General features: G+C 65.5%; 21 protein-coding genes. 7 read left to right on the top strand and 14 right to left on the bottom strand.

Annotation, left to right across the window (positions count from 1 at the left end):
• Positions 1–57: 57 nt before the first annotated feature.
• The 4 genes from QQL87_RS06960 to QQL87_RS06945 form a co-directional block, all read right to left on the bottom strand.
• The gene (locus QQL87_RS06960) at positions 58–414 is read right to left on the bottom strand and encodes a Zn-ribbon domain-containing OB-fold protein (RefSeq protein ID WP_284417635.1); all 357 of its coding nucleotides are present in this window, start codon (positions 412–414) and stop codon (positions 58–60) included.
• Positions 411–1,547, bottom strand: a complete 1,137-nt coding sequence (locus tag QQL87_RS06955; protein ID WP_284417634.1) for a thiolase family protein — start codon at positions 1,545–1,547, stop codon at positions 411–413. Before QQL87_RS06955 ends, QQL87_RS06960 begins: the two co-directional genes overlap by 4 nt.
• 206 nt (positions 1,548–1,753) lie before the next feature.
• Positions 1,754–2,920, bottom strand: a complete 1,167-nt coding sequence (locus QQL87_RS06950) for an acyl-CoA dehydrogenase family protein (protein ID WP_284417633.1) — start codon at positions 2,918–2,920, stop codon at positions 1,754–1,756.
• A gap of 4 nt (positions 2,921–2,924) precedes the next feature.
• Positions 2,925–4,130: a CaiB/BaiF CoA transferase family protein gene (locus QQL87_RS06945; RefSeq protein ID WP_284417632.1), complete on the bottom strand. Its 1,206-nt coding sequence runs from the start codon at positions 4,128–4,130 to the stop codon at positions 2,925–2,927.
• 544 nt (positions 4,131–4,674) lie between these two features.
• On the opposite strand from QQL87_RS06945, the gene QQL87_RS06940 reads away from it, so the two are divergent.
• A complete protein-coding gene (locus QQL87_RS06940; RefSeq protein ID WP_284417631.1) occupies positions 4,675–5,100 on the top strand; it encodes a GFA family protein in 426 nt (141 codons plus the stop codon).
• Positions 5,101–5,910: 810 nt separating this feature from the next.
• On the opposite strand, the gene ybaL is transcribed toward QQL87_RS06940, so the two are convergent.
• A complete protein-coding gene (gene ybaL / locus QQL87_RS06935) occupies positions 5,911–7,653 on the bottom strand; it encodes a YbaL family putative K(+) efflux transporter (protein WP_284417630.1) in 1,743 nt (580 codons plus the stop codon).
• Between the two features lie 169 nt (positions 7,654–7,822).
• Between ybaL and QQL87_RS06930 the strand changes: the two genes are divergently transcribed.
• Entirely contained in the window at positions 7,823–8,386 is a 564-nt protein-coding gene (locus QQL87_RS06930) for a DinB family protein (RefSeq protein WP_284417874.1), read from the top strand.
• 193 nt (positions 8,387–8,579) lie between these two features.
• Here QQL87_RS06930 and QQL87_RS06925 read toward each other — a convergent pair whose 3' ends face one another.
• Positions 8,580–9,137: a GNAT family N-acetyltransferase gene (locus tag QQL87_RS06925; protein WP_284417629.1), complete on the bottom strand. Its 558-nt coding sequence runs from the start codon at positions 9,135–9,137 to the stop codon at positions 8,580–8,582.
• A 269-nt stretch (positions 9,138–9,406) separates the two neighbouring features.
• Between QQL87_RS06925 and QQL87_RS06920 the strand changes: the two genes are divergently transcribed.
• On the top strand, positions 9,407–10,636 hold the full coding sequence (locus QQL87_RS06920) for an LON peptidase substrate-binding domain-containing protein (protein WP_284417628.1): 1,230 nt from the start codon (positions 9,407–9,409) through the stop codon (positions 10,634–10,636).
• Positions 10,637–10,765: 129 nt separating this feature from the next.
• Here QQL87_RS06920 and QQL87_RS06915 read toward each other — a convergent pair whose 3' ends face one another.
• The 6 genes from QQL87_RS06915 to QQL87_RS06890 form a co-directional block, all read right to left on the bottom strand.
• Positions 10,766–11,935 carry an acetyl-CoA acetyltransferase gene (locus QQL87_RS06915; RefSeq protein ID WP_284417627.1) on the bottom strand — a complete coding sequence of 390 codons (1,170 nt, stop codon included), beginning with the start codon at positions 11,933–11,935 and terminating at the stop codon, positions 10,766–10,768.
• 74 nt (positions 11,936–12,009) lie between these two features.
• Complete coding sequence (gene denD / locus QQL87_RS06910; protein ID WP_284417626.1) at positions 12,010–12,993, bottom strand: D-erythronate dehydrogenase; 984 nt, start codon at positions 12,991–12,993, stop codon at positions 12,010–12,012.
• 256 nt (positions 12,994–13,249) lie between these two features.
• Positions 13,250–14,158, bottom strand: coding sequence for a carbohydrate ABC transporter permease (locus tag QQL87_RS06905; protein ID WP_284417625.1), 909 nt, complete (start codon positions 14,156–14,158; stop codon positions 13,250–13,252).
• On the bottom strand, positions 14,155–15,108 hold the full coding sequence (locus tag QQL87_RS06900) for a carbohydrate ABC transporter permease (RefSeq protein ID WP_284417624.1): 954 nt from the start codon (positions 15,106–15,108) through the stop codon (positions 14,155–14,157). Before QQL87_RS06900 ends, QQL87_RS06905 begins: the two co-directional genes overlap by 4 nt.
• 226 nt (positions 15,109–15,334) lie before the next feature.
• Complete coding sequence (locus QQL87_RS06895; protein ID WP_284417623.1) at positions 15,335–16,657, bottom strand: ABC transporter substrate-binding protein; 1,323 nt, start codon at positions 16,655–16,657, stop codon at positions 15,335–15,337.
• Positions 16,658–16,748: 91 nt separating this feature from the next.
• Complete coding sequence (locus QQL87_RS06890) at positions 16,749–17,810, bottom strand: ABC transporter ATP-binding protein (protein WP_284417622.1); 1,062 nt, start codon at positions 17,808–17,810, stop codon at positions 16,749–16,751.
• Between the two features lie 285 nt (positions 17,811–18,095).
• On the opposite strand from QQL87_RS06890, the gene gntR reads away from it, so the two are divergent.
• The 4 genes from gntR to QQL87_RS06870 all read left to right on the top strand — a co-directional run bounded on the left by gntR (position 18,096) and on the right by QQL87_RS06870 (position 22,940).
• Complete coding sequence (gene gntR / locus QQL87_RS06885) at positions 18,096–19,175, top strand: HTH-type transcriptional regulator GntR (protein ID WP_284417621.1); 1,080 nt, start codon at positions 18,096–18,098, stop codon at positions 19,173–19,175.
• A gap of 183 nt (positions 19,176–19,358) precedes the next feature.
• A complete protein-coding gene (locus tag QQL87_RS06880; RefSeq protein WP_284417620.1) occupies positions 19,359–21,182 on the top strand; it encodes an IlvD/Edd family dehydratase in 1,824 nt (607 codons plus the stop codon).
• 144 nt (positions 21,183–21,326) lie between these two features.
• Positions 21,327–22,061 carry an SDR family oxidoreductase gene (locus tag QQL87_RS06875; protein WP_284417619.1) on the top strand — a complete coding sequence of 245 codons (735 nt, stop codon included), beginning with the start codon at positions 21,327–21,329 and terminating at the stop codon, positions 22,059–22,061.
• Positions 22,062–22,193: 132 nt separating this feature from the next.
• A complete protein-coding gene (locus tag QQL87_RS06870) occupies positions 22,194–22,940 on the top strand; it encodes an SDR family NAD(P)-dependent oxidoreductase (protein ID WP_284417617.1) in 747 nt (248 codons plus the stop codon).
• A 163-nt stretch (positions 22,941–23,103) separates the two neighbouring features.
• Here QQL87_RS06870 and QQL87_RS06865 read toward each other — a convergent pair whose 3' ends face one another.
• Positions 23,104–23,400: a hypothetical protein gene (locus QQL87_RS06865; RefSeq protein WP_284423146.1), complete on the bottom strand. Its 297-nt coding sequence runs from the start codon at positions 23,398–23,400 to the stop codon at positions 23,104–23,106.
• A gap of 276 nt (positions 23,401–23,676) precedes the next feature.
• Positions 23,677–25,215 carry an amidohydrolase family protein gene (locus tag QQL87_RS06860; RefSeq protein ID WP_284423145.1) on the bottom strand — a complete coding sequence of 513 codons (1,539 nt, stop codon included), beginning with the start codon at positions 25,213–25,215 and terminating at the stop codon, positions 23,677–23,679.
• Positions 25,216–25,222: the final 7 nt, after the last annotated feature.

The raw sequence follows: 25,222 nt of genomic DNA, 5'->3' as shown, positions 1-25,222 counted from the left end.
GTCCCGCCTCGACGGCCCGCGGTCGGCGTGTTCAGTTTTTTTGTGCGGCCGGCCGCGTCATTTCGGTTTCCCGAAGTACGGCACGGTACCGCCTGCAAAGGCCGCGAAGCGCGCTTCGACCGGGTCGCCGATCGCAAGATCGTGGTCGCCATGGGCCATCATGCGAAAACCCTCACGCATATCCACCAGCACGATGTTGTAGGGCACATGCGCGCGCGTCTCCGGTGTCGCGGCGCGGCAGACCAGTGACGTCGCGTAGATGGTGCCCGCCCCGCTCGCCGCATGGTCGGTGAGCGCAAGCGAGCCGCAGGCGGCGCAGAAGTCACGGCGGAAATACTGGACGTGCGAGCAGCATGCGCAGCGCTGATAGCGAATCGCCGCCACGCCCCTGGTCCAATCGGCCTCTTCGCTCATCGCACCCGCTCCCAGAACATGCTGACATGCGACGACAGCACGCCGCCGTCGCCATGCAGCAGCGTCATCGCCGCATCGCGCACCTGACGGCGGCCCGCCCGCCCGGTCATCTGCAGATGCGCCTCGTTGAGATGCGCCATCGCGCCGCCGACGCCGCAATGGCCGTAGCTCAGCAGCCCGCCATGCGTATTGAGCGGCACGGCGCCGTCACGGCTGAAATGGCCGTCCCTGACCCGCGCCGCCGCCTCGCCACGGCCGGCGAGGCCGAGATCCTCGAGCAGCATGCACAGCGTGATCGTGAAGCTGTCATAGACTGCCGCGTAGTCGACGTCGGTGATCTCGACGCCTGCGGCGGCCTTGGCCTTCTTGATCGCGATCTCGGCGCCGAGCTCGCTCAAGCGAGGTGCCGCCGTGACGTGCTGATGCGTATGCGCCTGGGCGCAGCCGCGCACGCGTATCGCAATGTGTCCGGTCGGCTCGCGGCTGACGATGATGGCGGCGCCACCGTCGGACACCGGGCAGCAGTCGAGCAGCTTCAGCGGCTTCGCCACCGGCTTCGACGCCATGACGTCGGCGATCGTGATCGCCTCATGAAACTGCGCGCCGGGATGATCGAGTGCGTGCTTACGCATCAGCACGGCGAATTCGGCGAGGTCCGCTTCGGTGACGCCGTACTCGTGCATATAGCGCGAGGCGACGAGGCCGTAATAGGCGGGGATGGTCGGCCCGAGCGGCAGCTCGTAGTCGGGATGCCCGACCTGGGCCAGCGCCTGGATCGAGGCGTCGCGGCTCTGCCCGGTCAGCCGGTTCTCGCCGGCGACCACCAGCATGTGCCTGACCACGCCGGCCTCGACCAGGTGATGCGCGAGCATCACCATGGCAAGCCCCGTGGCGCCGCCGACCTGCACCGCGTGGGCATAGGACGGCGTGATGCCGAAATGCTCGGCAAACACGGTCGCGAGCATGATGTGCGGCGACACGGTGGAGTAGCCGGACAGGATGCCGTCGATATCGCTGCGCGTGAGCTCGGCATCATCGAGCGCGAGCTGCGCGGCCATGCTCATGAGATCGAGCGACGAGCGGCCATCGTGCTTGCCGAACGACGTGAGGCCGGTGCCGGTGATGTAGGTCATCGTCCCCCACCCTCCGCCGTCATTCCGGGGCATCGCGCAGCGATGAACCCGGAATCCATAACCACGGGATGCCGTGAGGGGCACACGCGTGGTTGGCATCCCGTCTCACGATATCGGCCTGTGGCTATGGATTCCGGGCTCGCCCTTCGGGCGCCCCGGAATGACAGGGGGAGAGAGCGGGTGCGTGTCATCGTCAGAACTCATCCTCAATACGACTTCGGCATGCCAAGGACCTTCTCAGCGATGAAGCTCAGGATCAGTTGCGGGCTGATAGGCGCGATGCGCGGGATCAGGGATTCGCGCAAATAGCGCTCGACGTGATATTCGCGCGCGTAGCCGAAGCCGCCATGGGTCATGACGGCCTGCTCGCAGGCGTGGAAGCCGGCCTCGGCTGCGAGATATTTCGCGGCGTTCGCCGCCGGGCCGCAAGGCTGGCCCTGGTCGTATTGCCAGCCGGCCTGCAGCACCATCAGCCAGGCCGCCTCCAGCTCCATCCAGTTCTTGGCCAGGGGATGCTGGATGCCCTGGTTCTGGCCGATGGGACGATTGAACACGTTGCGCACCTTCGCATAGGACGAGGCGCGGGACAGCGCGAGATGGCCGAGCCCGACCGCTTCCGCTGCGATCAGGATGCGCTCAGGGTTCATGCCGTGCAGAATGTAGTCGAAGCCCCGTCCCTCTTCGCCGAGACGGTCTTCAACTGGAATTTCAAAGTCCTCAAAGAACAGCTCGTTGGAATCGACCGGCTTGCGGCCCATCTTCTCGATCTCGTGGACCTTGATGCGGCTGCGATCGAAGTCGGTATAGAACAGGCTGAGTCCATGCGTCGGGCGCTTCACCTCCTCGAGCGGCGTGGTGCGCGCCAGCAGCAGGATCTTCTCGGCGACCTGCGCCGTCGAGATCCACACCTTCTGGCCGTTGACGATGTAGCGGTCGCCCTTGCGCACGGCGCGCGTCTTCAATTGCGTGGTGTTGAGACCGGTGTTGGGCTCGGTCACGGCGAAACACGCTTTTTCACTGCCATCGACGATGCCCGGCAGCATCCGCGCGCACTGCTCCTTGGTGCCGAACACGACGACCGGATTAAGGCCGAAGACGTTCATGTGGATCGCCGAGGCGCCGGACATCCCAGCGCCGGACTCGGCGATGGAGCGCATCATGATCGCCGCATCGAGGATGCCGAGGCCGGAGCCGCCAAACTCTTCGGGAATGCAGATGCCGAGCCAGCCGGCGTCGGCCAGCGCCTTGTGAAAGTCGGCGGGAAACCCGCCCTCCTTGTCCTTCTTCAGCCAGTAGGCATCGTCGAAGCGTGCGCAGATTTTTGCCACCGCATCGCGGATCGATTCCTGGTTGGCGGAGAGCGCGAAATCCATCGGGTCACTCCCTTGCAGGCGACGGCGTGGTCGCGCCGTCGCGGATCATCGTGGCGATCTCGTCAGCGGAGTATCCGAGCTCGCGCAGGATCTCCGCGCCATGCTCGTTCAGCCGGGCCGCCAGACGCTGCGGCTCGGCCTTGGTCTCGGACCAGGTCGCCGACACGCGCGTGGTGCGGATCGGGCCTTCGGTCGGATGCTGGACGACGGGAAAGAAATTGGTCGCGACGAGATGCGGATCGTGCAGCAGGCTTTCGAGGTCGTGCATCGGCATGACCGGGATGTCGGCTTCGTCCAGCAGCGCGGTCCATTCGGCCGTGCTGCGGGTCTCGAAGATGCGTGCGAGCTCGGCATAGACGATGTCGATATTGGCGGCGCGCCGGGCAAAGCTGTTGAAGCGCTCATCCGCGCGCAGATCGGTGCGGCCCGACGCCGTGAAGAACGCGTCCCATTGCTTGTCGTTGTAGACGATCACGCAGATATGGCCGTCAGCGGTCTTGTAAGGCCGGCGATCGGGCGAGAGATGCCGGGCATAGCCGCCGCGGTCGAGCGGCGGCTCGTAGGTCAGCCCGCCCATGTGGTCGCCCATGATGAAGGCCGCCATGGTCTCGAACATCGGCACGTCCAGGCGCTGGCCGCGCCCGGTGCGGTCGCGATGCACGAGGCTCGCACAGATGGCGCCGACGGCGGTGAGGCCGACGATGCGGTCGACCAGGGCGTTGGGCACATAGCGCGGCGTGCCGTCGCCGGCGACCGCCATCAGATACGACAGCGCCGCCCCGCCCTGGATCAGATCGTCATAGGCGGGCTTGGCGGCATAGGGACCATCCTGGCCGAAGCCGAACACGCCCGCATAGACCAGCCGCGGATTCAGCGCGGAGACCAATTCATAGCCGAGGTTCAGCCGGGCCATCGCCTGCGGCCGGATGTTGTAGAGCAGCACGTCGGCGTCCTTGACCATGCGCAGCACGGCGTCGCGGCCGGCCGGCTTTTTCAGGTCGAGGCAGATCACGCGCTTGCCTCTGTTGGTATTGAGCGTCACCGGTCCCATGCCGGGATGGCGCCAGGGACCGATCTTGCGGGTGACGTCGCCGTCCGGCGATTCCACCTTGATGACGTCGGCGCCGTAATCGCCGAGCGTCTGGGCGGCATACGGCCCCATCAGCACGGTGGTCATGTCGATGACCTTGATGCCCGCAAGCGGTCCCATCGCGGCGTATGCTCCCTCTTCGTTGTGGCCAGAGCTAACGGCACTGCGGGTTTTGGGGCAAGCCGCTCCACGCGTATGGGGCCATGCACCGCGCCGTGACACGGAATTTCGAGGGGCCCTGACCTTATGGTTCTCAGTCTGAGGAGCAAAAGCCGAGGCACTGCACACCGGACCATGAACACGCCGAGAGGCGTGTTCATGGAGAGGGTCGAGAGCGATGCTCGTATGAACGTCTTCGACATCTCGGGGAGGCTGTTTCCCCTCACCCTGAGGAGCCCGCCGCAGGCGGGCGTCCCGAAGGGCAAGGCCGCCCTTGGGCCTCATGGTTCTCAAGGCGATGCAAGAGCATCGCCGGAACGCGCCTTCGGCGCTCCTCACCATGAGGGTAGAGAGCGCCGACCGGATGAAGCTCTCTGACATCTCGCCGCTGCGTCGCACCAGATGTTCCATGCGGACTCCTGCATTCTGCGATTCCCTTTCGCCGTGCAGCTGTGTCAGCATGTCGGTCCAACATCCAAAAACACGACACAGGGAGAACGCTGTCATGACGCTCTATCAGGGCAAATGCTTTTGCGGCACCGTCGAGCTCGAGGCCGATGGCGAGCCGGAGGCGATGGGCTATTGCCATTGCGCGTCCTGCCGCTCCTGGTCGGCCGGCCCGGTCAATGCCTTCACGCTGTGGAAGCCCGCGAATGTGCGCGTGACCAAGGGCGCGGAGGCGATCGGCACCTATCACAAGACCGACATGAGCCACCGCAAATACTGCACGAAGTGCGGCGGGCACCTGATGACCGACCACCCGCCGCTCGGCATGATCGACGTCTACGCCGCGACAATTCCGACGCTGAAATTCGCGCCCGGTGTGCACGTCAACTATGCGGAGAGCGTGCTGCCGATCAAGGACGGCCTGCCGAAGCTGAAGGATTTTCCAGCCGAGTTCGGCGGCTCCGGCGAGATGATGCCGGAGTGAGGCGAGCACTGCGGTTGGGATAGGCACGAGCATCAGGGGCCTCGCGACAGGATCTGTCCGAGCTGTGCTGATCGACGCCGCCCTCCTCGAAACAGAGGGCGCAGGGAAGGCCGGGTGCCGACTGGCACCCGTGGCCCCCGTGCGAAAGAAAGCACGGGGAGAGAACCACAGGTTCAGCCGGACCGACCCGGCCTTCCCTGCGCGATGGTTTTCACGCTTATTTCGCGCTCTCCTCGGTGCACCGGCTTTTGGCCACCGTCGCCCTTGGGATCATCATCACCCGCCGGCTTGGCATCAGCATCGGGATGCCGGGACCACGCGACTTCACGTCCGCGCCATGCCGTTCGTCCGCGCAGACAAGCTACGCTGCGACATGTCGCGGCCACCGCATCCCCGCTTCAACGTTCGTGACGATCGCGAAGCGCCCCTCGTGGCGAAGCAGGATGGCGAGAGTGAAACATATATTCTGGAAAAGCGAAACAAGATTATTTTTCGCCGGAGGACTGGACAGGGCAAATCAGCTTGAAGGCACTGATGAAATTCGGCTATCCGCGCAGCAGGTCGGAAGCCATGAGCGCGGCCCTTGCCACAGCGTCATGGCCGGGCTTGTCCCGGCCATCCACGTCGACCAGCGCGCTGGAACGACGACGTGGATGCCCGGGCCTTCGCCGCGTCGAAGCGGCTTCGGCCGCGCAGGCGGGACAAGCCCGGGCATGACGAGCAACTCATTGGCTGACAGCCGTTTCGCCACCGCGGGGCGCTCCGTACGTGAATGCCTCGCCCCTGCTCTGCAAGCGGCAACACATCAGATCAAACCTGCACCCTCTCCGTATCCTCCTGCGGCGCCAGCTCCGGCGCGGCATCGGGTGGCCGCTGGTCCAGTTCCTCGATCATGCCGCGCGCGATCTCGCGCTCGCCCATGATGACGACATCGGCGCCGAGCGACTTGAGGTGATCGACCTCGGCATCGGAATGTGCCCGCGCGACGATATGCAGCGCCGGGTTGGCGGCGCGCGCCTGCTCGACGATCTGCCCGGCCTCGAACGCCTCGGGAATGGCGACGACGAGCGCATGCGCGGTCGCGGGGCTTGTGGCGCGCAGCACGTTGCCGCGAGCGGCGTTGCCGGTGATGGTCTCGATGCCGGCGTCCTTCAGCTGCTTGAGAATGTCGTCGGAGGTCTCCACCGCGAGCAAGGCATGGCCGCGCTGCTGCAGGGCCTCGCCGACGAGGCGGCCGACCCGGCCATAGCCGACGATGATGGTGTGCTCGGTGAGCTCGGTCACAGGGATCTCGGCGGGCGGCGGCGCTGAAGGTGCCGAGGCATCGGCGCGGCGGCGCTCCAGCCGCGGCAGCAGCCAGTCGAGCGCGGCGAACATCAGCGGATTGAGCATGATCGAGATGATGGCGCCGGCCAGGATCAGGTCGCGGCCGGCCTTCGGCAGCAGGTTCGAGGCGCCGCCGATCTCGGCCAGGATGAAGGAGAACTCGCCGATCTGCGCCAGACTCGCCGAGATCGTCAGCGCGGTCGAGACCGGATGGCGGAAGACGATCACGATCAGGAAGGCGGCAAGCGACTTGCCGAACAGGATGATGAACAAGGTCGCGAGCAGCGGCCATGGCTCGCGGATGACGCTGGCCGGATCGAACAGCATGCCGGCGGAGACGAAGAACAGCACCGCGAAGGCATCGCGCAGCGGCAGCGATTCCTGCGCGGCGCGCTGGCTCAGCGGCGACTCGCCGAGCATCATGCCGGCGAAGAAGGCGCCGAGCGCGAGCGACACGCCGAACAGTTTTGTCGAGCCGAAGGCGACGCCGAGCGCGATCGCGAGCACCGCGAGACGGAACAATTCGCGCGAGCCGGTGTGGGCGATGTAGTGCAGGATCCACGGGATCAGCCGGCGGCCGACCAGGAGCATCAGCGCCATGAACACGCCGATCTTGACGAAGGTCAGCAGCAGCACGCCGGTCAGGCCGAAGCCGAACCAGGCGGCGAGCGGATCGGCGGTGAGCACCTCGCCGTTGCCGCTGGAGACGCTGGCGAAGGCCGGGATCAGCACCAGCGCCAGCACCATCGCGAGGTCCTCGACGATCAGCCAGCCCACCGCGATGCGGCCACGCTCGGTGTCCATCAGCCGGCGCTCCTGCATCGCGCGCAGCAGCACCACGGTGCTCGCCACCGACAGCGCGAGGCCGAACACGAGGCCGCCGCCGATCGGCCAGCCCATCATCCAGCCCAGCGCCATGCCCATCAAGGTCGCGACGGTGATCTGCACGATCGCGCCGGGCACCGCGATGGCGCGCACCGACATCAGGTCCTTGAGCGAGAAATGCAGGCCGACGCCGAACATCAAGAGGATGATGCCGAGCTCGGCGAGCTCGGTGGCCAGCGCCTGGTCAGCGACGAAGCCCGGCGTAAACGGACCGACGGCGACGCCAGCGAGGAGATAGCCGACCAGCGGCGGGAACCGGAACCGCTGTGCGATGGCTCCGAAGACGAAGGCGAGGCCGAGGCCCGCGACGATGGTTGCGATGAGAGGTGTGTCGTGCGGCATCCGAACTTCTTGCACAGGACGCCGGCCAATGCACCGCGACCAAGTGAGGCACAGTTCCGCGGGAACTATCTTGTGGGGATGCGGCAGAGGCCGGCGCGAAAAGCCATGGTCAATGCCGCATGCAGGTCCCTATGATCGGTCGGGAGACATCATGAGGACGCTCGACACGATGCCCGCCGATCTCGTCCAGACCTTTCGCGCCTTCGCCTACAACAACGCCTGGGCCAACCATCGCCTGCTGACGGCCTGCGCACAGCTCAGCGCCGAGGAGTTCGCCGCCGACCGCACGGGCTTCTTTCCGAGCCTGCAGAAGACGCTGAACCACATCTACATCATCGATTTGTTCTACGTCGACGCGCTGGAGGGCGGATGGCTCGGGCCGATGGCGTGGCAGAACCAGGTGCCGTTCCCGCGGCTGCCCGATCTCGCCAAGGCGCAGAGCGCGATGGATCGCCGCCTGATCGGCTTCTGCGAGACGCTGACGCCCGCCCGGCTCGACGACACCGTGCGCATCAACCGCGAGACAAGGGTGCAGAACGAGCGCTGCGATCGGCTGCTGCTGCATCTGTTCCAGCACGACATCCACCACCGCGGCCAGGCCCATGCGATGCTGGCGGCGACGTCGGTGAAGCCGCCGCAGCTTGATGAATTCTTTCCGGCGGACGATGCGAGCTTGCGGACAAAGGATTTCGCCGAGCTGGGGTTCAGCGAGGAGAAGGTGTGGCGGAGCTGACGACGCCTGCGACAGCCTCGCCCCGTCGCACACTCTCCGTCATTCCGGGGCGCCCAAAGGGCGAGCCCGGAATCCATAGCCACCGCCACTGATGCGAGGCGCGATGCCAGTGGCGCCGTGCCCACCATCTTGCTCCGAACCCTGCCGCCAGACGGTGGGCACGCTGCCGCCTTCGGCGGCCGCTCTGCCCACCCTACGGCATCTCGCTTTTGGCCCACGCGTCTCGCGCGAGCCGGTACATGACCTGCCGCCGGAGCGGGCTGTCGGCTGAGACACGCGGATGATCGAAGTCCGACGCCGCATCTCTGATCATGCCGAGCTTGCGCATGACCTGCTGAGAGGCCTCATTGGCCGGCGCCGCGTAGGCGATGATCTCGTCGAGCTTGAGCCGCGCGAAACCAAAGTCCAGCGCCGCCCGCGCCGCTTCGGTCGCGATCCCCTGCCCCCAGGCCTCGCGCGCCAGCCGCCAGCCGATCTCGACCGCCGGTGTGAACGGTGCATCGAACAAAACCCGGAATAGTCCGACCGTGCCCAGGAACGCGCCCGACGTCCGGCCCTCGACCACCCAGAAACCAAAACCATGCTCGGCCTGATGCGCGATCTGGACGTCAATCCATTGATCACACGCCTCGCGTGTCGGCAGCGCGCGCAGGAACTGCATCACCGCCGGATCGGCCGACATTGCCGTGAACGGCGCACGATCGTGCTCGCGCCAATCGCGCAGGATCAGCCGTTCGGTGTCGATGATCATTGGCGTATCACTCCTTCCAGGCCGACGAACGATGTGACGGCCGCACTAAAATCGCGAGCGGTGGGCGGCCTTCCTCCCGCCTGCAGCGGCAATTGACAGCCGCGACCGCCTGCGTCAATCTAGCGGTAGGTTGATACGACCTGCCGGTTGCGCCCGCCATGGGAACGGTGAACGTATCGAGCCTTTGTGGCCTCCCCCTTTGCCCGAGCGACCGGGTCAGCAACGCAACCACCTGACATGCCTGGTTCGCTCCTGCAGAGGATCAAGCGATGCGCGATTTTCGCGATGCCAAGCTCATGGCGCAGACACTGCGCGACTCCCTGAATACGAAGTCCATCACCATCAGCCATAGTCTGAGCCTGGAGCTGGTCTCCCGGATGTTCGGCGCGGCCGACTGGAATACGCTGTCGGCCCTGATCAAGAGCGGCGATGGCGCCAAGCTGCCAGAACCACCGGTGATCCAGACGGCAAGGCTGCGGCGTCCTGCGCTTCCGCTGCGCGACCTCGTGCCGTTCCCCGGCAGCACCTATCCGCTGTTCGTCGGACGCGCCAAGACGGTCAACGCGCTCAACGAGGCGTTCGCCAAGCAAACCGACGTCGTGATCACGCTGCAGAAGCAGCGGGCGGTCGACGAGCCCGGCTTTGGTGATCTGCATGAGATCGGCCTGCGCGCCGACCTCATCGAACTCGCACCGCTGCCCGACGGCACGCTGAAGGTGCAGGTGCGCATCGGCCGGCGCGTCCTGGTCAGGTCCTTCAGCAACGACGGCAGCGCCTTCGAGGCCGAGGTTTCCGACGTCGGCGAGGACACGGCCGCCGATGCGCCGGACCTCATCCTGCGCGCGGTGGCGCGCCTCGAGCGCTACGCCGCGATCCGCAACATCCGCCTGTCCGAAAGCTGGCCGCCGTTCGGAGAGGCGCGCCAACCCGGCACGGTCGCCGACATCATCGCCGCGCAAGTCCTGCTGCCGCTGGCGCACAAATACGAGCTGCTGGCGGTGCTCGATCCGGTCAAGCGCCTGGAACTGGTCGAGGCGCTGCTGGACGTGACGGCTCGGCCGGTGTCGTCAGCGCTGCAGTCGACGCGCCAGCGTGCGATCACCCATGCGCGCGACCGTCGCCACCGCTACGCCACCCTCGAGCATCTGCTGCTCGCGCTGATCGACGACGACAGCGCCGCAGCCGTGATGCGCAGCTGCCGCGCTAGCCTGAACCAGTTGCGAGCGAAGACGATTGCCTATGTCGACGAGGAGCTCGCCCACCTCGCAGCCGAGGATGGTGAGATCGCGCGGCCCTCGCCTGCGTTCCTGCGCGTCAGCGACCGTGCTGCGCTCGCTGCCCAGGAGGTTGGCTACCCTCTCATCACAGGCGCCAACACGCTGCTCGCGCTGTTCTCGGAGACGCGCAGCCCGGCCGCACGCCTGCTCGCCGAGCACGGCGTGACCATGGTGCGGGCCGCGAAGTCGGTGGCTGACGGAGTGGGCAAAGAGGAAGTCTGAGTAAGGCCGTCCCCTCCCACCCGTCATTGCGAGGAGCAACGCAACGAAGCAATCCAGAGTGGCGTACGCGGCCCTGGATTGCGTCGCTGCGCTCGCAATGACGGCGGATGGAGCTTTGGCCTTTTGGCCCTACTTCACCGGCTCCAAAATCGACACGTAGTTGGCGACAGCGGCGCCGCCCATGTTGAAGATGCCACCGAGCCTGGCGTTGGGGAGCTGCATGCCCTCGGGCGCGGTGCCGGTCAGTTGCATGGCGGTCATGACGTGCATGGAGACGCCGGTGGCGCCGATCGGGTGGCCCTTGGCCTTGAGGCCGCCAGAGGGGTTGACCGGCAACTTGCCGTCCTTGAGCGTCCAGCCCTCCTTGATGGCGCGGGCGCCCTGCCCCCGCGGGGTCAGGCCCATCGCCTCGTATTCGATCAGCTCGGCGACGGTGAAGCAGTCATGGGTCTCGACGAAGGAGAGGTCGGACAGCGTAACGCCGGCCTTTTCCAGCGCGCGCTGCCAGGCGACCGTGCAGCCTTCGAAGGCGAGGATGTCGCGCTTGGACATCGGCAGGAAGTCCTGCGCATGCGCTGTCGCGCGGACATTGACCGCCTTTGCGAACGACTTCGCAGTCTCGCTGTCGGCCAGCACCAGCGCGGCGGCGCCGTCGGAGACCAGCGAGCAGTCGGTGCGCTTCAGCGGGCCCGCGACATAGGGGTTCTTCTCGCTCTCGGAGCGGCAGAACTCGAAGCCGAAATCCTTGCGCATCTGCGCATAGGGATTGGCGACGCCGTTCTTGTGGTTCTTGGCCGCGATCAGCGCCAGCGCATCGGACTGATCGCCATATTTCTGGAAATAGCCCTGCGCGATCTTGCCGAACACGCCGGCGAAGCCGCCGACGGTGTCGCCGTCCTCCGGGAGGTACGAGGCCTTGAGCAGGTTCTTGCCGATCTCCGGTCCCGGCGTGCGGGTCATCTGCTCGACGCCGACGACCAGCACGATCTTGGCCGCGCCGGCGGCGATGGCGCGGATGCCCTGGTGGACAGCGGCAGAGCCCGTCGCGCAGGCGTTCTCGACCCGGGTGGCCGGCTTGAAGCGCAGCGCCGGATCGGCCTGCAGCACCAGCGAGGCCGTGAAGTCCTGGGGCGAGAAGCCGGCGTTGAAGTGGCCGAGCACGATCTCGTCGACGTCGCCGGCTGCAATGCCGGCGTCGGCGAGCGCCTCATTGGCGACCTTGACGACGAGGCTCTCGACGGTCTCGGCGTCGAATTTTCCGAACGGCGTATGCGCCCATCCGACGATGCTGGCGGTCATGCTGTCTCTCCCGAATGTCTCCCTGCCCTCAAATGGCGCTTTGCGCCATGCGAGTCCAGAGGCTGGTGGCGGTCTCAGGCCACGAACTTGCCACCGAGCTCATCCTCGATGTGGATCCGGATGATGTCGTCGAAGGTCTTCTCCTCGGTGGTGAAGCCGAGCTCGCGAGCCCGCTTGGCCTCGAAATTCCGCGGCCAGCCGGCGACGATGCCGACGATGAATGGATCGGGCTCGCGGCGGATGCGGGCGGCCACGGCATCGCCGGCGACGCGCCGCAAGGCGGCGATCTGCTCGCCGACGGTCGCGGTCAGCCCGGGCATGGTGAGGTTGCGGCGCGGGCCGATCTTGGCGGTGTCCATGGTCGCGGCGTGCAGCAGGAAGCCGACAGCCGAGCGCGGCGTCGCATGCCAGTGCTGGACGTCCTCGGACACCGGCAGCACGGCCTCCTTGCCGGCCAAGGGCTCGCGCAGGATGTTGGAGAAGAAGCCGGAGGCGGCCTTGTTGGGCGCGCCGGGCCGGATGCAGATGGTCGGCAGGCGGATGCCGACGCCGTCGAAGAAGCCGCGGCGGCTGTAGTCGGCCAGCAGCAGTTCGCCGATCGCCTTCTGGGTGCCGTAGCTGAGCAGCGGCGCGTTGACGAACTCGTCGCCGATGGCGTCCGGGAACGGCGCGCCGAACACCGCGATCGACGAGGTGAACACCAGCCGCGGCTTGTAGCCGTCGCCGATCAGCCTGACCGCGTCGAACAGCATCCGCGTGCCGTCGAGATTGATGCGGTAGCCCTTGTCGAAATCGAGCTCCGCCTCGCCCGACACGATGGCGGCGAGATGGAAGATCACGTCGGGACGGCCGGCGACCAGCTTCTCCGCAAAGCCTGCGACCGCGAAATCGCCGGCGATGGTCTCGACCGCGATGGACGTGTCGGGCTTCGCCGGCGCGACGATGTCCTGCAGCGTCATGCGGGTGATGGCGGCCTCACCGAGACGGCCGTCGCGAACGAGCCGCTCGACCAACTTGCGGCCGACCATGCCGGCGGCGCCGAGAACGAGAATATGCAAGGGGATGCTCCTTGTTTTTTGTTGTTTGATCACAGCTACAGTGATCGTCGCCGCGAGTGCGATCGACATTACTGCGCCCTCTCCCCTTGCGGGAGAGGGCATCACCGACGGCGCCGCATGCGCGCTTGGGTGAGGGGTTGGTCCTACGGGCACCGCCGTCGCGGAGAGATACCCCTCACCCGGCGCCTTCGGCGCCACCCTCTCCCGCAAGGGGAGAGGGGGCACTGCCCGTGCGGCGGCATTGACGTTTGCCGCCCTACTCCTTCACCGCGCCGGTCATGGCCGACACATAATGCTCGACGAAGAAGGCGTAAAGGATCACGAGCGGCAACGAGCCGACCAGGGCGCCGGCCATCAGCGATCCCCATTTGTAGATGTCGCCGTCGACGAACTCGTTGACGATCGCGACCGGCACGGTCTTGTTCGGGGTCGATTGCAGGAAGGTCAGCGCGTAGATGAACTCGTTCCAGCACAAGGTGAACGAGAAGATGAAGGCCGAGATCAGGCCGGGCACCGCCAGGGGCACCACGATCTTGACCAGGATCTGCCAGCGGCTGGCACCGTCGATCAGGGCGCATTCCTCGAGCTCGAACGGGATGGTCTTGAAATAGCCCATCAGGAGCCAGGTCGAGAACGGGATCAGAAGCGTCGGATAGACCAGGATCAGCGACAGCGGCGAGTCGAACAGGCCGTAGGCCTGGATCACCGAGGCCAGCGGGATGAACAGGATCGACGGCGGCACGAGGTAGGCGAAGAAGATCAGCACGCCCACGGTGTCCGCGCCCTTGAAGCGCAGCCGCACGATGGCGTAGGCGGCGAGCACCGAGGCGAAGATCGACAGCGTGGTGGCGCCGACCGCGACATACATCGTGTTCCACAGCCAGCGCGGATATTGCGTCTCGAACAGCAGCTTGGAGATGTGCTTGAAGGTCGGATGCACCACCCAGAACGGGTTGTACTTCTCCATGTCGATCAGCTGCTCGTCGGGTTTGATCGACGTCAGTCCCATCCAGTAGAACGGGAACAGCAGCACCACGAGGATGATGAACAGCGGCAGATAGAGCGTCACCAGCCGCCGCGGCAGCGACTCCAGGTAGCTCATGCCCTCGGATTCGTCGGAGCCGGCGGTGGTGGGCGCCTTGGCGTGCAGGGTGGTGTCGGTCATTGGTCGGATCCTTGCTGCCATTTGCGCCGTTGCATGCCGAACCAGGAGATCGCGATCGCCGCGGCCAGGAACGGGATCATCGCGGTGGCGATCGCGGCGCCCTCCCCTAACCGCCCCGAGATGATGCCGCGCTGATAGCTGAGCGTCGCCATCAGATGGGTAGCGTTGACCGGGCCGCCGCGGGTCAGCGCCCAGATCAGCTGGAAGTCGGTGAAGGTGAACAGCACCGAGAAGGTCATGACGACCGCTATGATCGGCGTCAGCAAGGGATAGGTGATGAAGCGGAAGCGCTGCCAGCTGGTGGCGCCGTCGAGCGTGGCGGCCTCATAGAGCGAGGGCGACACGGTCTGCAGGCCGGCAAGCAGGGTGATCGCGACGAACGGCACGCCGCGCCAGATATTGGCGATGATGACGGAGGCGCGCGCCCAGGAGGTGTCGCCGAGGAAGTTGATGTTCTGGGTGATCAGGCCGAGCTTGATCAGCGACCAGGAGATGATCGAGAACTGCGAATCGTAGATCCACCAGAACGCGATCGCCGACAGCACGGTGGGCACGATGAAGGGGATCAGCACGATGGCGCGGATCATCGCCTTGAACGGCATGTGCCGGTTCAAGAGCAGCGCCAGATACAGCCCGATAGCGAATTTGATGGCCGATGCCACGATCGTGTAGAGCAGCGTGTTGAACACCGACAGCCAGAAGATCGAGTCGTCCCAGAGCCATTCGTAGTTCTCGACCCCGACGAAGACGCCGCTGCGGCCGATCTTCTCGTCGGTGAAGCTCATCCAGACGCCCAAGCCCAGCGGATAGGCCAGGAACAGGATCAGGAACGCCGCCGCCGGCAGCATGAACCACAGCGCGATGACGTTGCGGTTGGTCTTGAGCCGCACCCATGCCGAGGGTTCGCTGATGGCGACGCCTCGTGGCAACGAGGTCTGAATGGTACTCATTTATCCAGCAGCTCCCTTCGCGACGGATCCGTAGGGTGGGCAAAGGACCTCGGCACGATGCCTGCATCGTGCTGAGGGCCGTGCCCACCGCCAGGTGTGCGACCGATCCTCGGTGGGCACGGCGCGAGAGACATCGCGATCTCTCGCCTCGGTCTCGGCGCGCCTTTGTCCACCCTACGCAGTCAACAAGTGCCAGCGCGTCTGATACACGCCGGCGCTCATCGCCTCAGCGGAAGATGCGCTTGGCCGAGCGCTCGGCGCTGGCCATCGCCGTCTTCACGTCCTCGCGGCCGGTGCAGTAGTTCGCGAACATGTCGACCAGGACGAAGTCGGCGATCGCGGCCGCAGCCGCCTCGCCGAGCTTGCCGAGACCGGCCGGCGTGGTCGCGGTGGCGGCGACTTCGCGATACGGCGTGTTCTTCGGATCGACGGTCCAGATCGGGTTGGCGTCGTAGGCCTTGAGGAAGTGCGACAGATAGCCCTGTGCCGCCTCGATCCACGGATTGAACTGCTCCGGCTCCAGCATGAAGGCGGTGAACGCCTTGCAGGTCTGCGGATATTTGGAGAAGTTGAACACCAGGATCGGGAAGCCCAGATGCATTTCACGGGTCTTTCCGTCCAACCCGGGCGGCAGATGCGCGTGATTCATGTCCTCTGCGATCTGCGGCGCCTCCTTCTTGGCGGTGACGTAGATCGAGATGCCGTTGACAGTCGCGTAGAGCTGGCCGGCGAGGAATGCCTTGTTGTTGGACGAGTCGTTCCACGACGCGGTGCCCGGCACGAAATTGTCGTACAGACCCTTGACGTATTCGAGCGCCTTGGCGGTCTCCGGCGAGTTGATGACGACCTTGTTGTCCTTGTCGATCAGATTGCCGCCATGCGCCCATAGCGCCCAGTGCACCCAGCCATTGGCGTCGCCCGAGGCGTGGCCGAGCGCCATGCCGCCCGGGGTGCCGTTCTTGTTCATGGCCTTGAAGAACTCGGAGAGGCCGGCGAGGTCCTTCGGGAACTCCTTGAAGCCGGCCTTCTCGGCGGCCGAGATGCGGTAATTGACGAGGCCGCCGGTAGCGGCCACCGGGATGCCGATCCACTTGCCGTCGAGCATGCCATAGGCCTTGCCCGAGTCGGTCCAGCCGCCGCACTTCTTGCCGAGGTAGTCGGCGACGTCGGTCATGTCGACGCATTTGTTGGAGAACAGGAAGGGCAGCGTGTAGAGGCCCCACACCATGTCGAGCCCCTGCCCTGTATTGGCCGCGACCGAGGCCTTGGGCTGGACGTCGTCATAGGATTCGTTGGAGATGTTGATGGTGACGTTGTTGGCCTTCTGGAAGGCGTCGACGATCTTCATGAAGGCCACGTCCTCGGCCTCGACGAAGCGCTTCCAGCGCATCATGTTGATCTTGGCGCCGGGCTCCGGCTTGAACGGCGAGGTCTGCGCCCAGGCCTTGGCGTAGCCGAGCAGATCCTCGGCCGACATCGTGGCGGCTGCCGCCAGCAAGGTCGCGCCACCCTTGAGCAGAGAGCGCCGATCGGTGGGGAAATAGGTCATCTGAAGTTTTCTCCCGTTGAATATTTTGCTTGTTTTGTTTGTTGTCAGTTTCTTGGTCTTGTTTTTGTCAGTCCGGCGCCGCGCGGCCGGATCAGAGTCTCCGGCCGGTGTCCTTGTCGAACAGATGCGCCGCCGACGCGCGCGGACGCAAATGGATCTTCGCACCCGGCACGACCTCGTGGCGGTCGCGGAACACGGCGATGATGTCCTGGGTGCCGATGCGGGCGACGATCTGGGTCTCCGATCCCGTCGGCTCGACGACGACGACCTCGGCCTCGATGCCGTCATCGGCAAGCTCGAGATGCTCCGGCCTGACGCCGTAGACCACGGGACGACCGTTGGACGCGGCCGGCGCGGTCAGGATCGGCAGCTTGGCGCCGTTCTCGGTCTCGACATAGACCGAACCGTTGGACTTGAGGTGACCGTTGAGAAAGTTCATCGCCGGCGAGCCGATAAAGCCGGCGACGAACTGGTTGTCGGGCTTGTCGTAGAGATCGAGCGGCGAGCCCATCTGCTCGACAATGCCGTCATGCATCACGACGATCTTGTCGGCCATGGTCATGGCCTCGATCTGGTCGTGGGTGACGTAGACCGTGGTGGTCTTGAGCCGCTGATGCAGCTCCTTGATCTCGGTGCGCATGGCGACGCGCAGCTTGGCGTCGAGGTTCGACAGCGGCTCGTCGAAAAGGAACACCTGCGGATCACGCACGATGGCGCGGCCCATGGCGACGCGCTGGCGCTGGCCGCCGGAAAGCTGGCGCGGATAGCGGTCGAGCAGCGGCGTCAGCGCCAGGATCTCGGCGGCGCGCGCCACGCCTTTCTTGATGTCCTCGGGCCGCGCGCCACGCAGCTTGAGCGAGAAGCCCATGTTGTCGGCGACCGTCATGTGCGGATAGAGCGCGTAGTTCTGGAACACCATCGCGATGTCGCGCTCTTTCGGCTGCACGTTGTTGACGACGCGCTCGCCGATCGAAATCGTTCCGGCGGTGATGTTCTCCAGCCCTGCGAGCATGCGCAGCAGCGTCGACTTGCCGCAGCCCGACGGACCGACCAGCACGACGAACTCGCCATCCTCGATCGGAATGGTCACGCCGTGCAGGACCTCGAATCCGCCGAACGATTTGCGCACGTCGCGAATTTGCACCGACGACATCAATTCCCTCCTCAAAGACCGACTGCATTGGCTGCATGTCGGCGGCATCCTGACCGTTGTTCTCGGCCGTTTGATCTGGCCGCTTGTCGTTATCGCGTCTGGTCGTCTTGTTCTTGTTGTCTTGCTTCTTGTTATTGTCGATCGCTCTGGCTGCGTCCGAAACTGGAGACCAGCTTCGCAGAGATTGTCCGCAGTTCAAATCTTTCGCAATGCTTCGCTTAGCAACTGCGTGATAGCGCTGTCAATATTGCTTGTCTGGCCCTTCGCCTATGCTATGAGCAACGCATGGGACGGAAACGTATCAAGCCGGGCAAAGTGCGGCTGACCGAAGTTGCGGCACTGGCGGGCGTCAGCCCGATCACGGTGTCACGCTTCTTCCGCAATCCCGACACCGTCTCGGCCGGCCGCCGGCTGCGGATCGAGAGCGCCGCCAAGGATCTCGGCTACGTCCCGAACCTAGCCGCGCGCGCGCTTGCATCGCAGCGCACCGAAGTGATCGGCGTGCTGATACCGTCCCTCACCAACAACGTGTTCTCCGACGTGCTGCGCGGCATCTATGACGCGTTCGAGGGCAGCCGCTACAGCATCCAGCTGGCGAACACCCGCTACAGCGTGCTGCAGGAGGAGCGGCTGCTGCGGCTGTTCCTGATGCAGAAGCCGGCGGGGCTGATCGTGACCGGCGTCGACCAGACGGCGGAGGGCCGCGCCATCGTGCAGGCGGCTGACTGTCCGGTGGTGCAGATCATGGAACTGGGCACCGATCCGATCGACATGATGATCGGCTTTTCGCATGTCGACGCGTGTTCTGCAGCGATTTCGCACCTTCTCGCCCAGGGCTGCCGACGGATCGGCTTCCTGGGCGCGCGCATGGACCCCAGGGTGCAGCGCCGCCTTCAGGGCTATCAGAACGCGATGAAGGAGGCGTCGCTGTTCGATCCGCGCCTCATCGTCACGACGGCCGTTCCGACCTCGACCACGATGGGCGGCAGCCTGTTCTCCGATCTTCTGCTGAAGGCGCCGGATCTCGATGCCGTGTTCTGCGCCAATGACGACCTCGCGCTCGGCGTGCTGTTCGAATGCCAGCGCCGGCACATCGCGGTGCCCGAGCAGATCGCCATCGTCGGCTTCAACGACATGGAATTCATGGCATCGGCCGTTCCCACCCTCACCAGCGTCCGGACCAACCGCTACGAGATGGGCCTGCGTGCGGCGACGATGGTCATGGACGAGATCGAGGGCCGCGAGGTCACTCAGCGCGTCGTCGATCTCGGCTTCGAGGTGATCGAACGGCAGAGCTCGACCCTGTCGCGCGCCGCCACGGCCGGGCCGGCGCCGGGCGAGCGGGCCTCAGGAACAAAATGGTAGCGCAACCAAAATTGCTGAACTAGAACGACGCGAACCGACGACGACTTGAACGAAAGACGTAGACGATCATCGAAGCCGGCCCGTTGAACCTGACTGCGGCGTTTCGCCTCGCGCCATCGATGCGTGGGTGTTGCACCGCGAACAGGAGCGGCCGCGCTACGTTTGCACCGCGGGAGGAAGACAATGACAAAATCCAACGGACATGCCGGCAACGGTGCTGACAAGAGCCGCAAGCTGCGCTCGCAGGCCTGGTTCAACGACCCGCACAATCCGGGCATGACCGCGCTCTATCTCGAGCGCTATCTCAATTACGGCCTGACCCGCGCCGAGCTGCAATCGGGCAAGCCGATCATCGGCATCGCCCAGACAGGTAATGATCTCTCGCCCTGCAACCGCCACCACATCGAGCTGGCGCATCGCGTCCGCGAAGGCATCCGCGCCGCCGGCGGCATCGCGATGGAATTTCCGACCCACCCGATCCAGGAGACCGGCAAGCGTCCGACGGCGGCGCTCGACCGCAACCTCGCTTATCTCGGCCTCGTCGAAATCCTGTTCGGCTATCCGCTCGACGGCGTGGTGCTGACCACCGGCTGCGACAAGACGACGCCGGCCTGCCTGATGGCGGCGGCCACCGTGAACATTCCGGCGATCGTGCTGTCGGGCGGGCCGATGCTGAACGGCTGGCACGAGGGCCAGCGCACCGGCTCCGGCACCGTGGTGTGGCGTTCGCGCGAGCGGCTCGCCGCTGGCGAGATCGGCTATGAGGAGTTCATGCAGATCGTGGCGTCGTCGGCGCCGTCGGTCGGGCATTGCAACACCATGGGCACGGCCTCGACGATGAATGCGCTCGCCGAGGCGCTCGGCATGTCCCTGCCCGGCTGCGCCGCGATCCCCGCGCCCTATCGCGAGCGCGGCCAGATCGCCTATGAGACGGGTGAGCGGATCGTCGACATGGTCTGGGAGGACCTCAAGCCGTCGGACATCCTGACGCGCAAGGCGTTCGAGAACTGCATCGTCGCCAATTCCGCGATCGGCGGCTCGACCAACGCGCCGATCCACATCAATGCGCTGGCGCGCCATGTCGGCGTCGAGCTTTCGATCGACGACTGGCAGAGATTCGGCCACGACGTGCCGCTGCTGGTCAACATGCAGCCGGCCGGATTCTATCTCGGCGAGGAATTCCATCGCGCCGGCGGCGTGCCGGCGGTGATCGGCGAACTGATGCGGCACAAGCGCATCCACGAGGACGCGATCACCGTCAATGGCCGCAGCATGGGCGACAATTGCCGCGAGGCGCCGAAGCCCGATGGCGACGTGATCTGGTCCTACGACAAGCCGCTGGTGAAGGATGCCGGCTTCCTGGTGCTGCGCGGCAATCTGTTCGATTCCGCGATCATGAAGACCAGCGTGATCTCCAAGGAATTCCGCGACCGCTATCTCATCAACCCGAAGGACCCCAACGCCTTCGAGGGCCGCGCCATCGTGTTCGAAGGGCCGGAGGATTATCACGATCGCATCGACGATCCGTCGCTTGCGATCGACGAGCACTGCGTGCTGTTCATCCGCGGCGCCGGCCCGATCGGCTACCCCGGCGGCGCCGAGGTCGTGAACATGCAGCCGCCGGCGGCGCTGATCAAACGCGGCATCATGTCCCTGCCCTGCATCGGCGATGGCCGGCAGTCCGGCACGTCAGGCTCGCCGTCGATCCTCAACGCCTCGCCGGAAGCCGCCGCCGATGGCGGGCTCGCCATTCTCAAGACCGGCGACAAGGTGCGCATCGACCTCAACAAGGGCTCGGCCAACATCCTGATCTCCGATGAGGAGCTGGCGGCACGGCGCGCTGAGCTGAAGGCCAAGGGCGGCTTCCCGCATCCGGCCAACCAGACGCCGTGGCAGGAGCTCTATCGCAACACCGTGGGCCAGCAGGCCACCGGCGCCTGCATGGAGCTCGCCACGCGCTACCAGAACATCGCTGGCACCGTGGGCGTGGCGAGGCATAATCATTGAACCAACCGGTGTCATTCCGGGACATCGCGAAGCGATGGGCCCGGAATCCATAACCACGATCGGGAGTATGGATTCCGGGCTCGCCCTCCGGGCGCCCCGGAATGACGGCAACAACAAACAGTCAGTTTCGTTCAAGGAGCCCCCATGTCCGACCGCCTCAAGGGCAAACGCGCCTTTGTCACCGCCGCCGCTGCCGGCATCGGCCGCGCCTGCGCCATCGCCTTCGCGCGCCAGGGCGCCACCGTGTTCGCCACCGATATCGACGAGAAGGGTCTCGCGACCCTGAAGAGCGAGGGCATTGCCGAGGTCGCAACCCTCGACGTCCGCAACACCGCCGCCGTCAACGCGATGGCCGAGCGCGTCGGCAAGGTCGAGATCCTGCTCAATGCCGCCGGCTTCGTGCACAACGGCACCATCCTCGACTGCTCGGACGACGACTGGGAGTTCTCGTTCGACCTCAACGTCAAGTCGATGCATCGCACGATCCGCGCCTTCCTGCCGAAGATGCTGGCGGAGGGCGGCGGCGCGATCGTCAACATCGCCTCCGCGGCCGGCGTGTTCAAGGCGGCGCCGAACCGCTACGTCTACGGCGCCACCAAGGCCGCCGTCGCGGCGCTGACCCGCTCGGTCGCAGCCGACTTCGTCGGCAGGCAGATCCGCTGTAACTGCATCTGCCCGGGCACGATCGAGACACCGTCAATGCTCGGCCGCGCCGCGTCGGTCGGCCCGAACGGGCTGGAAATGTTCATCTCGCGCCAGCCGATGGGCCGGCTCGGCACCGCCGAGGAGATCGCGCATCTCGCCGTCTATCTCGCCAGCGACGAGAGCGCGTTCACGACCGGCGTCGCGCATACGATCGACGGCGGCTGGACGTTATAAGACACTCTCCGTCATTCCGGGGCGCGCGTCAGCGCGAGCCCGGAATCCATAACCACGATCGGGCGTATGGATTCCGGGCTCGTCGCTTCGCGCCGCCCCGGAATGACGACACAAAAAGCACCGGGGAAGCACATGAACCAAATCGACCTTACCCATCGCTGCGCCGTCGTCACCGGCGGCGCGCAAGGTTTTGGCCGCGCCATCGCCGAGCGCTTCAAGGCCTCGGGCGCCAAGGTCGCGATCTGGGACCACGACATCGCGCTGGCCGAGAAGACGGCGCAGGAGATCGGTCCTGAGGTGCTGGCGTTGCAGGTCGACGTCACCGACACCAGGGCTGTCGAAGGCGCGCGTGACGCCACGCTGGCCGCGTTCGGCACCATCGACATCCTGGTCAACAATGCCGGCATCGCCGGCATCAACAAGTCCGTGTGGGAGACCGATCTCGAGGAATGGCGCAAGGTGCTGCGCATCAATCTCGACGGCCCCTTCATTTGCGCCAAGGCAATCGTGCCGGTCATGCTGAAGCAGGCCTATGGCCGCATCGTCAACATCGCCTCGATCGCCGGCAAGGAAGGTAATCCGAACGCCGCGCACTACTCGGCTTCAAAAGCGGGGCTGATCGCGCTGACCAAATCGCTCGGCAAGGAGCTGGCGCAGCACAATATCACCGTCAACGCGGTGACGCCGGCCGCCGCGAAGACCGCGATTTTCGACCAGATGACCGAAGCGCACATCAACTTCATGCTGTCGAAGATCCCGAAGGGCCGCTTCGTGCTGGTGGAAGAACTCGCGGCCCTGGTGTCGTGGCTCGCATCAGAAGAGTGCTCGTTCTCGACCGGCGCCGTGTTCGACATCTCCGGTGGCCGCGCGACGTATTGACGACGCCCTCAACCCTGTAGGGTGGGCAAAGGCGCCGCCGTGCTGCATCTCCACACGAGATCGCGACCGCGCCGTGCCCACCGTCTGGCTGATGCGCGCGCCGATCGACGGTGGGCACGCGCCGCCTGTCGGCGGCGCTTTGCCTACCCTACGAACGACGAACTCAGTTGTGCTTCTTCCAGAAGATGCGGGCGCCCTGCACCGATTGCGCGACATTGATGCGGGCGCGCTCGAACGGCGTCACCACGCCGTCGGCCTTGGCCTTGTTCTCGAGCTTCTGCACGTGAATCTGGCCGCGGACCAGCTGCTGCGTCTCCGGATAGGTCAGCCGGCCCGATACCGCGCCATTGTAGATGCGGTCTGACTGAGCGTTCTGCCGCGCATCGATCAGCGGCGTGCCCGCGAAGCTCGCGCCGGACGTGACCACCAGTGCCAGCGCGGCAATCAGGATAGACTTCATTTCACTCTCCTGTGGTTGAGGTCCACTGGCGTGAAGACGTCATTGTCCGCACATCTCCAGCGAACCGCGGACAGGATGACCGGGACAGGCGAAGCCGACCGTGCGCGGGATCACACGCCGCGCGGCCACAACAGTGGCCTGTAGGGTGGGCAAAGGCGCTGCCGTACAGCGTCTCCAAACGAGATCGCGATGGCGCCGTGCCCACCGTGTGGCTGATGCGTTCGCTGATGGGCGGTGGGCACGCGCCGCCTTGCGGCGCTTTGCCCACCCTACGAACTAGCTCATCGTCGACGTCCGATAGAACGGGGTATGCGCAGCGCTGTCGAAATAGCCGTCGTAGAACTGCTTGACGTGCGGGAACACGGCGAGGCCGAGCTCGCGGCGGGCGACCTCCTCCTCATTGCGCGGCTTGGCGAGAATATCTGCGATCTCGGCCAGCACCTCGTCGCGATTGACGTGGGTGAAGCGGCCGTCGGAATAGACGATATCGCCGCCGACATAGACGGCTGTCACATGCTGCGACTTGGCGCGCTGCACCAGCGCATCCAGCATCGGAATATCGGGATCCTGGAACGGATACACCGCCGCGTTCCAGTCGATCAGCACGGCGTCGAACAACCGGCCCTGCTCCAGTCTGCCGACGCTATCGCCGAACGCCGTAGTCTTGGCGCCGCCCTCGGTGGCCATGCGCACGATCTGCGGCACCGTCGGCACCTCGTCGTCCATGCCGGGTGTGCGATGGACGCGGAGCGCCAGCTTCAGCTCCTGCAGCATGTCGCGGTCCTCGTTGATGCCTGCTTCGTCCAGGCCCATGCCGATGGTGATGCCCTTCTTCTCCCAGACATTGAGCGGCGCGAGCCCCGAGCGCAGCCGGAAGTTCGACGAGCAGTTGTGGCAGATGCAGGTGCCGGTCTCGGCGACGATGTCGATGTCCTCCGCCATCAGCCAGACGCCGTGGCCAAGCGTCATGTGCGGGCCGAGCACGCCGAGATCATGCAGGTGGCGCACGGCGGTCTTGCCGGTGCGCCGCTTCGCATATTCCTTCTGATAGGCGGTCTCCAGCAGGTGCATGTGCATCGGCACCTTGGCGGCGCGCGACTTCTCGTGCAGCGCCACGAGGCCGTCATCGGTGCACCAGTGCAGATTGGCCGGCGCGAGCTGGATGCGCGTCAGGCTCTGCCCGGCATTCTCGGCCGTGAGCACGTCGAACAGCTTGATATAGTCGTCGAACGGCACCTGCTGCGCCTTCAGATGCGCCGACAGGCGCGCGTTCCACGGCGCCGGCAGGCGGGCGCAAAATTCCTCGTCGGCCTCATAGACCAGCCGGTTCTGCTCGCGCACGGCGTAGCAATAGGAGGCGCGCATGCCGATTGCGCGATAGGCCTGCAAGACCTTGCTGGCGGCGCCATGGATGGCGTCGAAGCCACCGGCCATCCAGCCGTGAATGTGCTGCACGGTGGTGACGCCGGAGGCGATCATCTCGAACGCCGAATACAGCGTGTCGAGATAGAGATCGATCCGGCGCGCCGGCAGGCGGCTGGCGAACCACAGTTCCAGCGCATGATCGGGCGAGCCGAGCTGCAGCGGCGTCAGCCCAACATGGTGATGGCTGTTGACGAAGCCCGGCAGCATCACGTGGTTCGGATGCCGCTTCACATTGGCCTGCGGCGCCAGCCGTTCGAGCTCGGCGAACGGACCCACCGCCACGATCACGCCGTCGCGGGCGAGCACGGCGCCGTCCTCGATCACAACCGGTGTATGCCGATCCTGGATTCCGGAGACGACCCACTTCGCCCCGACCAAAACTTCCGCCATCTCGCTG

Source organism: Bradyrhizobium sp. SSBR45G, assembly GCF_030159255.1.
In the GTDB taxonomy this organism is placed as follows: domain Bacteria; phylum Pseudomonadota; class Alphaproteobacteria; order Rhizobiales; family Xanthobacteraceae; genus Bradyrhizobium.
This window is presented reverse-complemented; position numbering and strand designations above follow the sequence as displayed.

Coding starts and splice junctions, on each gene's coding strand:
- QQL87_RS06960 (WP_284417635.1), bottom strand. CDS start 414: ATGAGCGAAGAGGCCGATTGGACCAGGGGCGTGGCGGCGATTCGCTAT.
- QQL87_RS06955 (WP_284417634.1), bottom strand. CDS start 1,547: ATGACCTACATCACCGGCACCGGCCTCACGTCGTTCGGCAAGCACGAT.
- QQL87_RS06950 (WP_284417633.1), bottom strand. CDS start 2,920: ATGGATTTCGCGCTCTCCGCCAACCAGGAATCGATCCGCGATGCGGTG.
- QQL87_RS06945 (WP_284417632.1), bottom strand. CDS start 4,130: ATGGGACCGCTTGCGGGCATCAAGGTCATCGACATGACCACCGTGCTG.
- QQL87_RS06940 (WP_284417631.1), top strand. CDS start 4,675: ATGACGCTCTATCAGGGCAAATGCTTTTGCGGCACCGTCGAGCTCGAG.
- ybaL (WP_284417630.1), bottom strand. CDS start 7,653: ATGCCGCACGACACACCTCTCATCGCAACCATCGTCGCGGGCCTCGGC.
- QQL87_RS06930 (WP_284417874.1), top strand. CDS start 7,823: ATGCCCGCCGATCTCGTCCAGACCTTTCGCGCCTTCGCCTACAACAAC.
- QQL87_RS06925 (WP_284417629.1), bottom strand. CDS start 9,137: ATGATCATCGACACCGAACGGCTGATCCTGCGCGATTGGCGCGAGCAC.
- QQL87_RS06920 (WP_284417628.1), top strand. CDS start 9,407: ATGCGCGATTTTCGCGATGCCAAGCTCATGGCGCAGACACTGCGCGAC.
- QQL87_RS06915 (WP_284417627.1), bottom strand. CDS start 11,935: ATGACCGCCAGCATCGTCGGATGGGCGCATACGCCGTTCGGAAAATTC.
- QQL87_RS06905 (WP_284417625.1), bottom strand. CDS start 14,158: ATGACCGACACCACCCTGCACGCCAAGGCGCCCACCACCGCCGGCTCC.
- QQL87_RS06900 (WP_284417624.1), bottom strand. CDS start 15,108: ATGAGTACCATTCAGACCTCGTTGCCACGAGGCGTCGCCATCAGCGAA.
- QQL87_RS06895 (WP_284417623.1), bottom strand. CDS start 16,657: ATGACCTATTTCCCCACCGATCGGCGCTCTCTGCTCAAGGGTGGCGCG.
- QQL87_RS06890 (WP_284417622.1), bottom strand. CDS start 17,810: ATGTCGTCGGTGCAAATTCGCGACGTGCGCAAATCGTTCGGCGGATTC.
- gntR (WP_284417621.1), top strand. CDS start 18,096: ATGGGACGGAAACGTATCAAGCCGGGCAAAGTGCGGCTGACCGAAGTT.
- QQL87_RS06880 (WP_284417620.1), top strand. CDS start 19,359: ATGACAAAATCCAACGGACATGCCGGCAACGGTGCTGACAAGAGCCGC.
- QQL87_RS06875 (WP_284417619.1), top strand. CDS start 21,327: ATGTCCGACCGCCTCAAGGGCAAACGCGCCTTTGTCACCGCCGCCGCT.
- QQL87_RS06870 (WP_284417617.1), top strand. CDS start 22,194: ATGAACCAAATCGACCTTACCCATCGCTGCGCCGTCGTCACCGGCGGC.
- QQL87_RS06865 (WP_284423146.1), bottom strand. CDS start 23,400: ATGAAGTCTATCCTGATTGCCGCGCTGGCACTGGTGGTCACGTCCGGC.
- QQL87_RS06860 (WP_284423145.1), bottom strand. CDS start 25,215: ATGGCGGAAGTTTTGGTCGGGGCGAAGTGGGTCGTCTCCGGAATCCAG.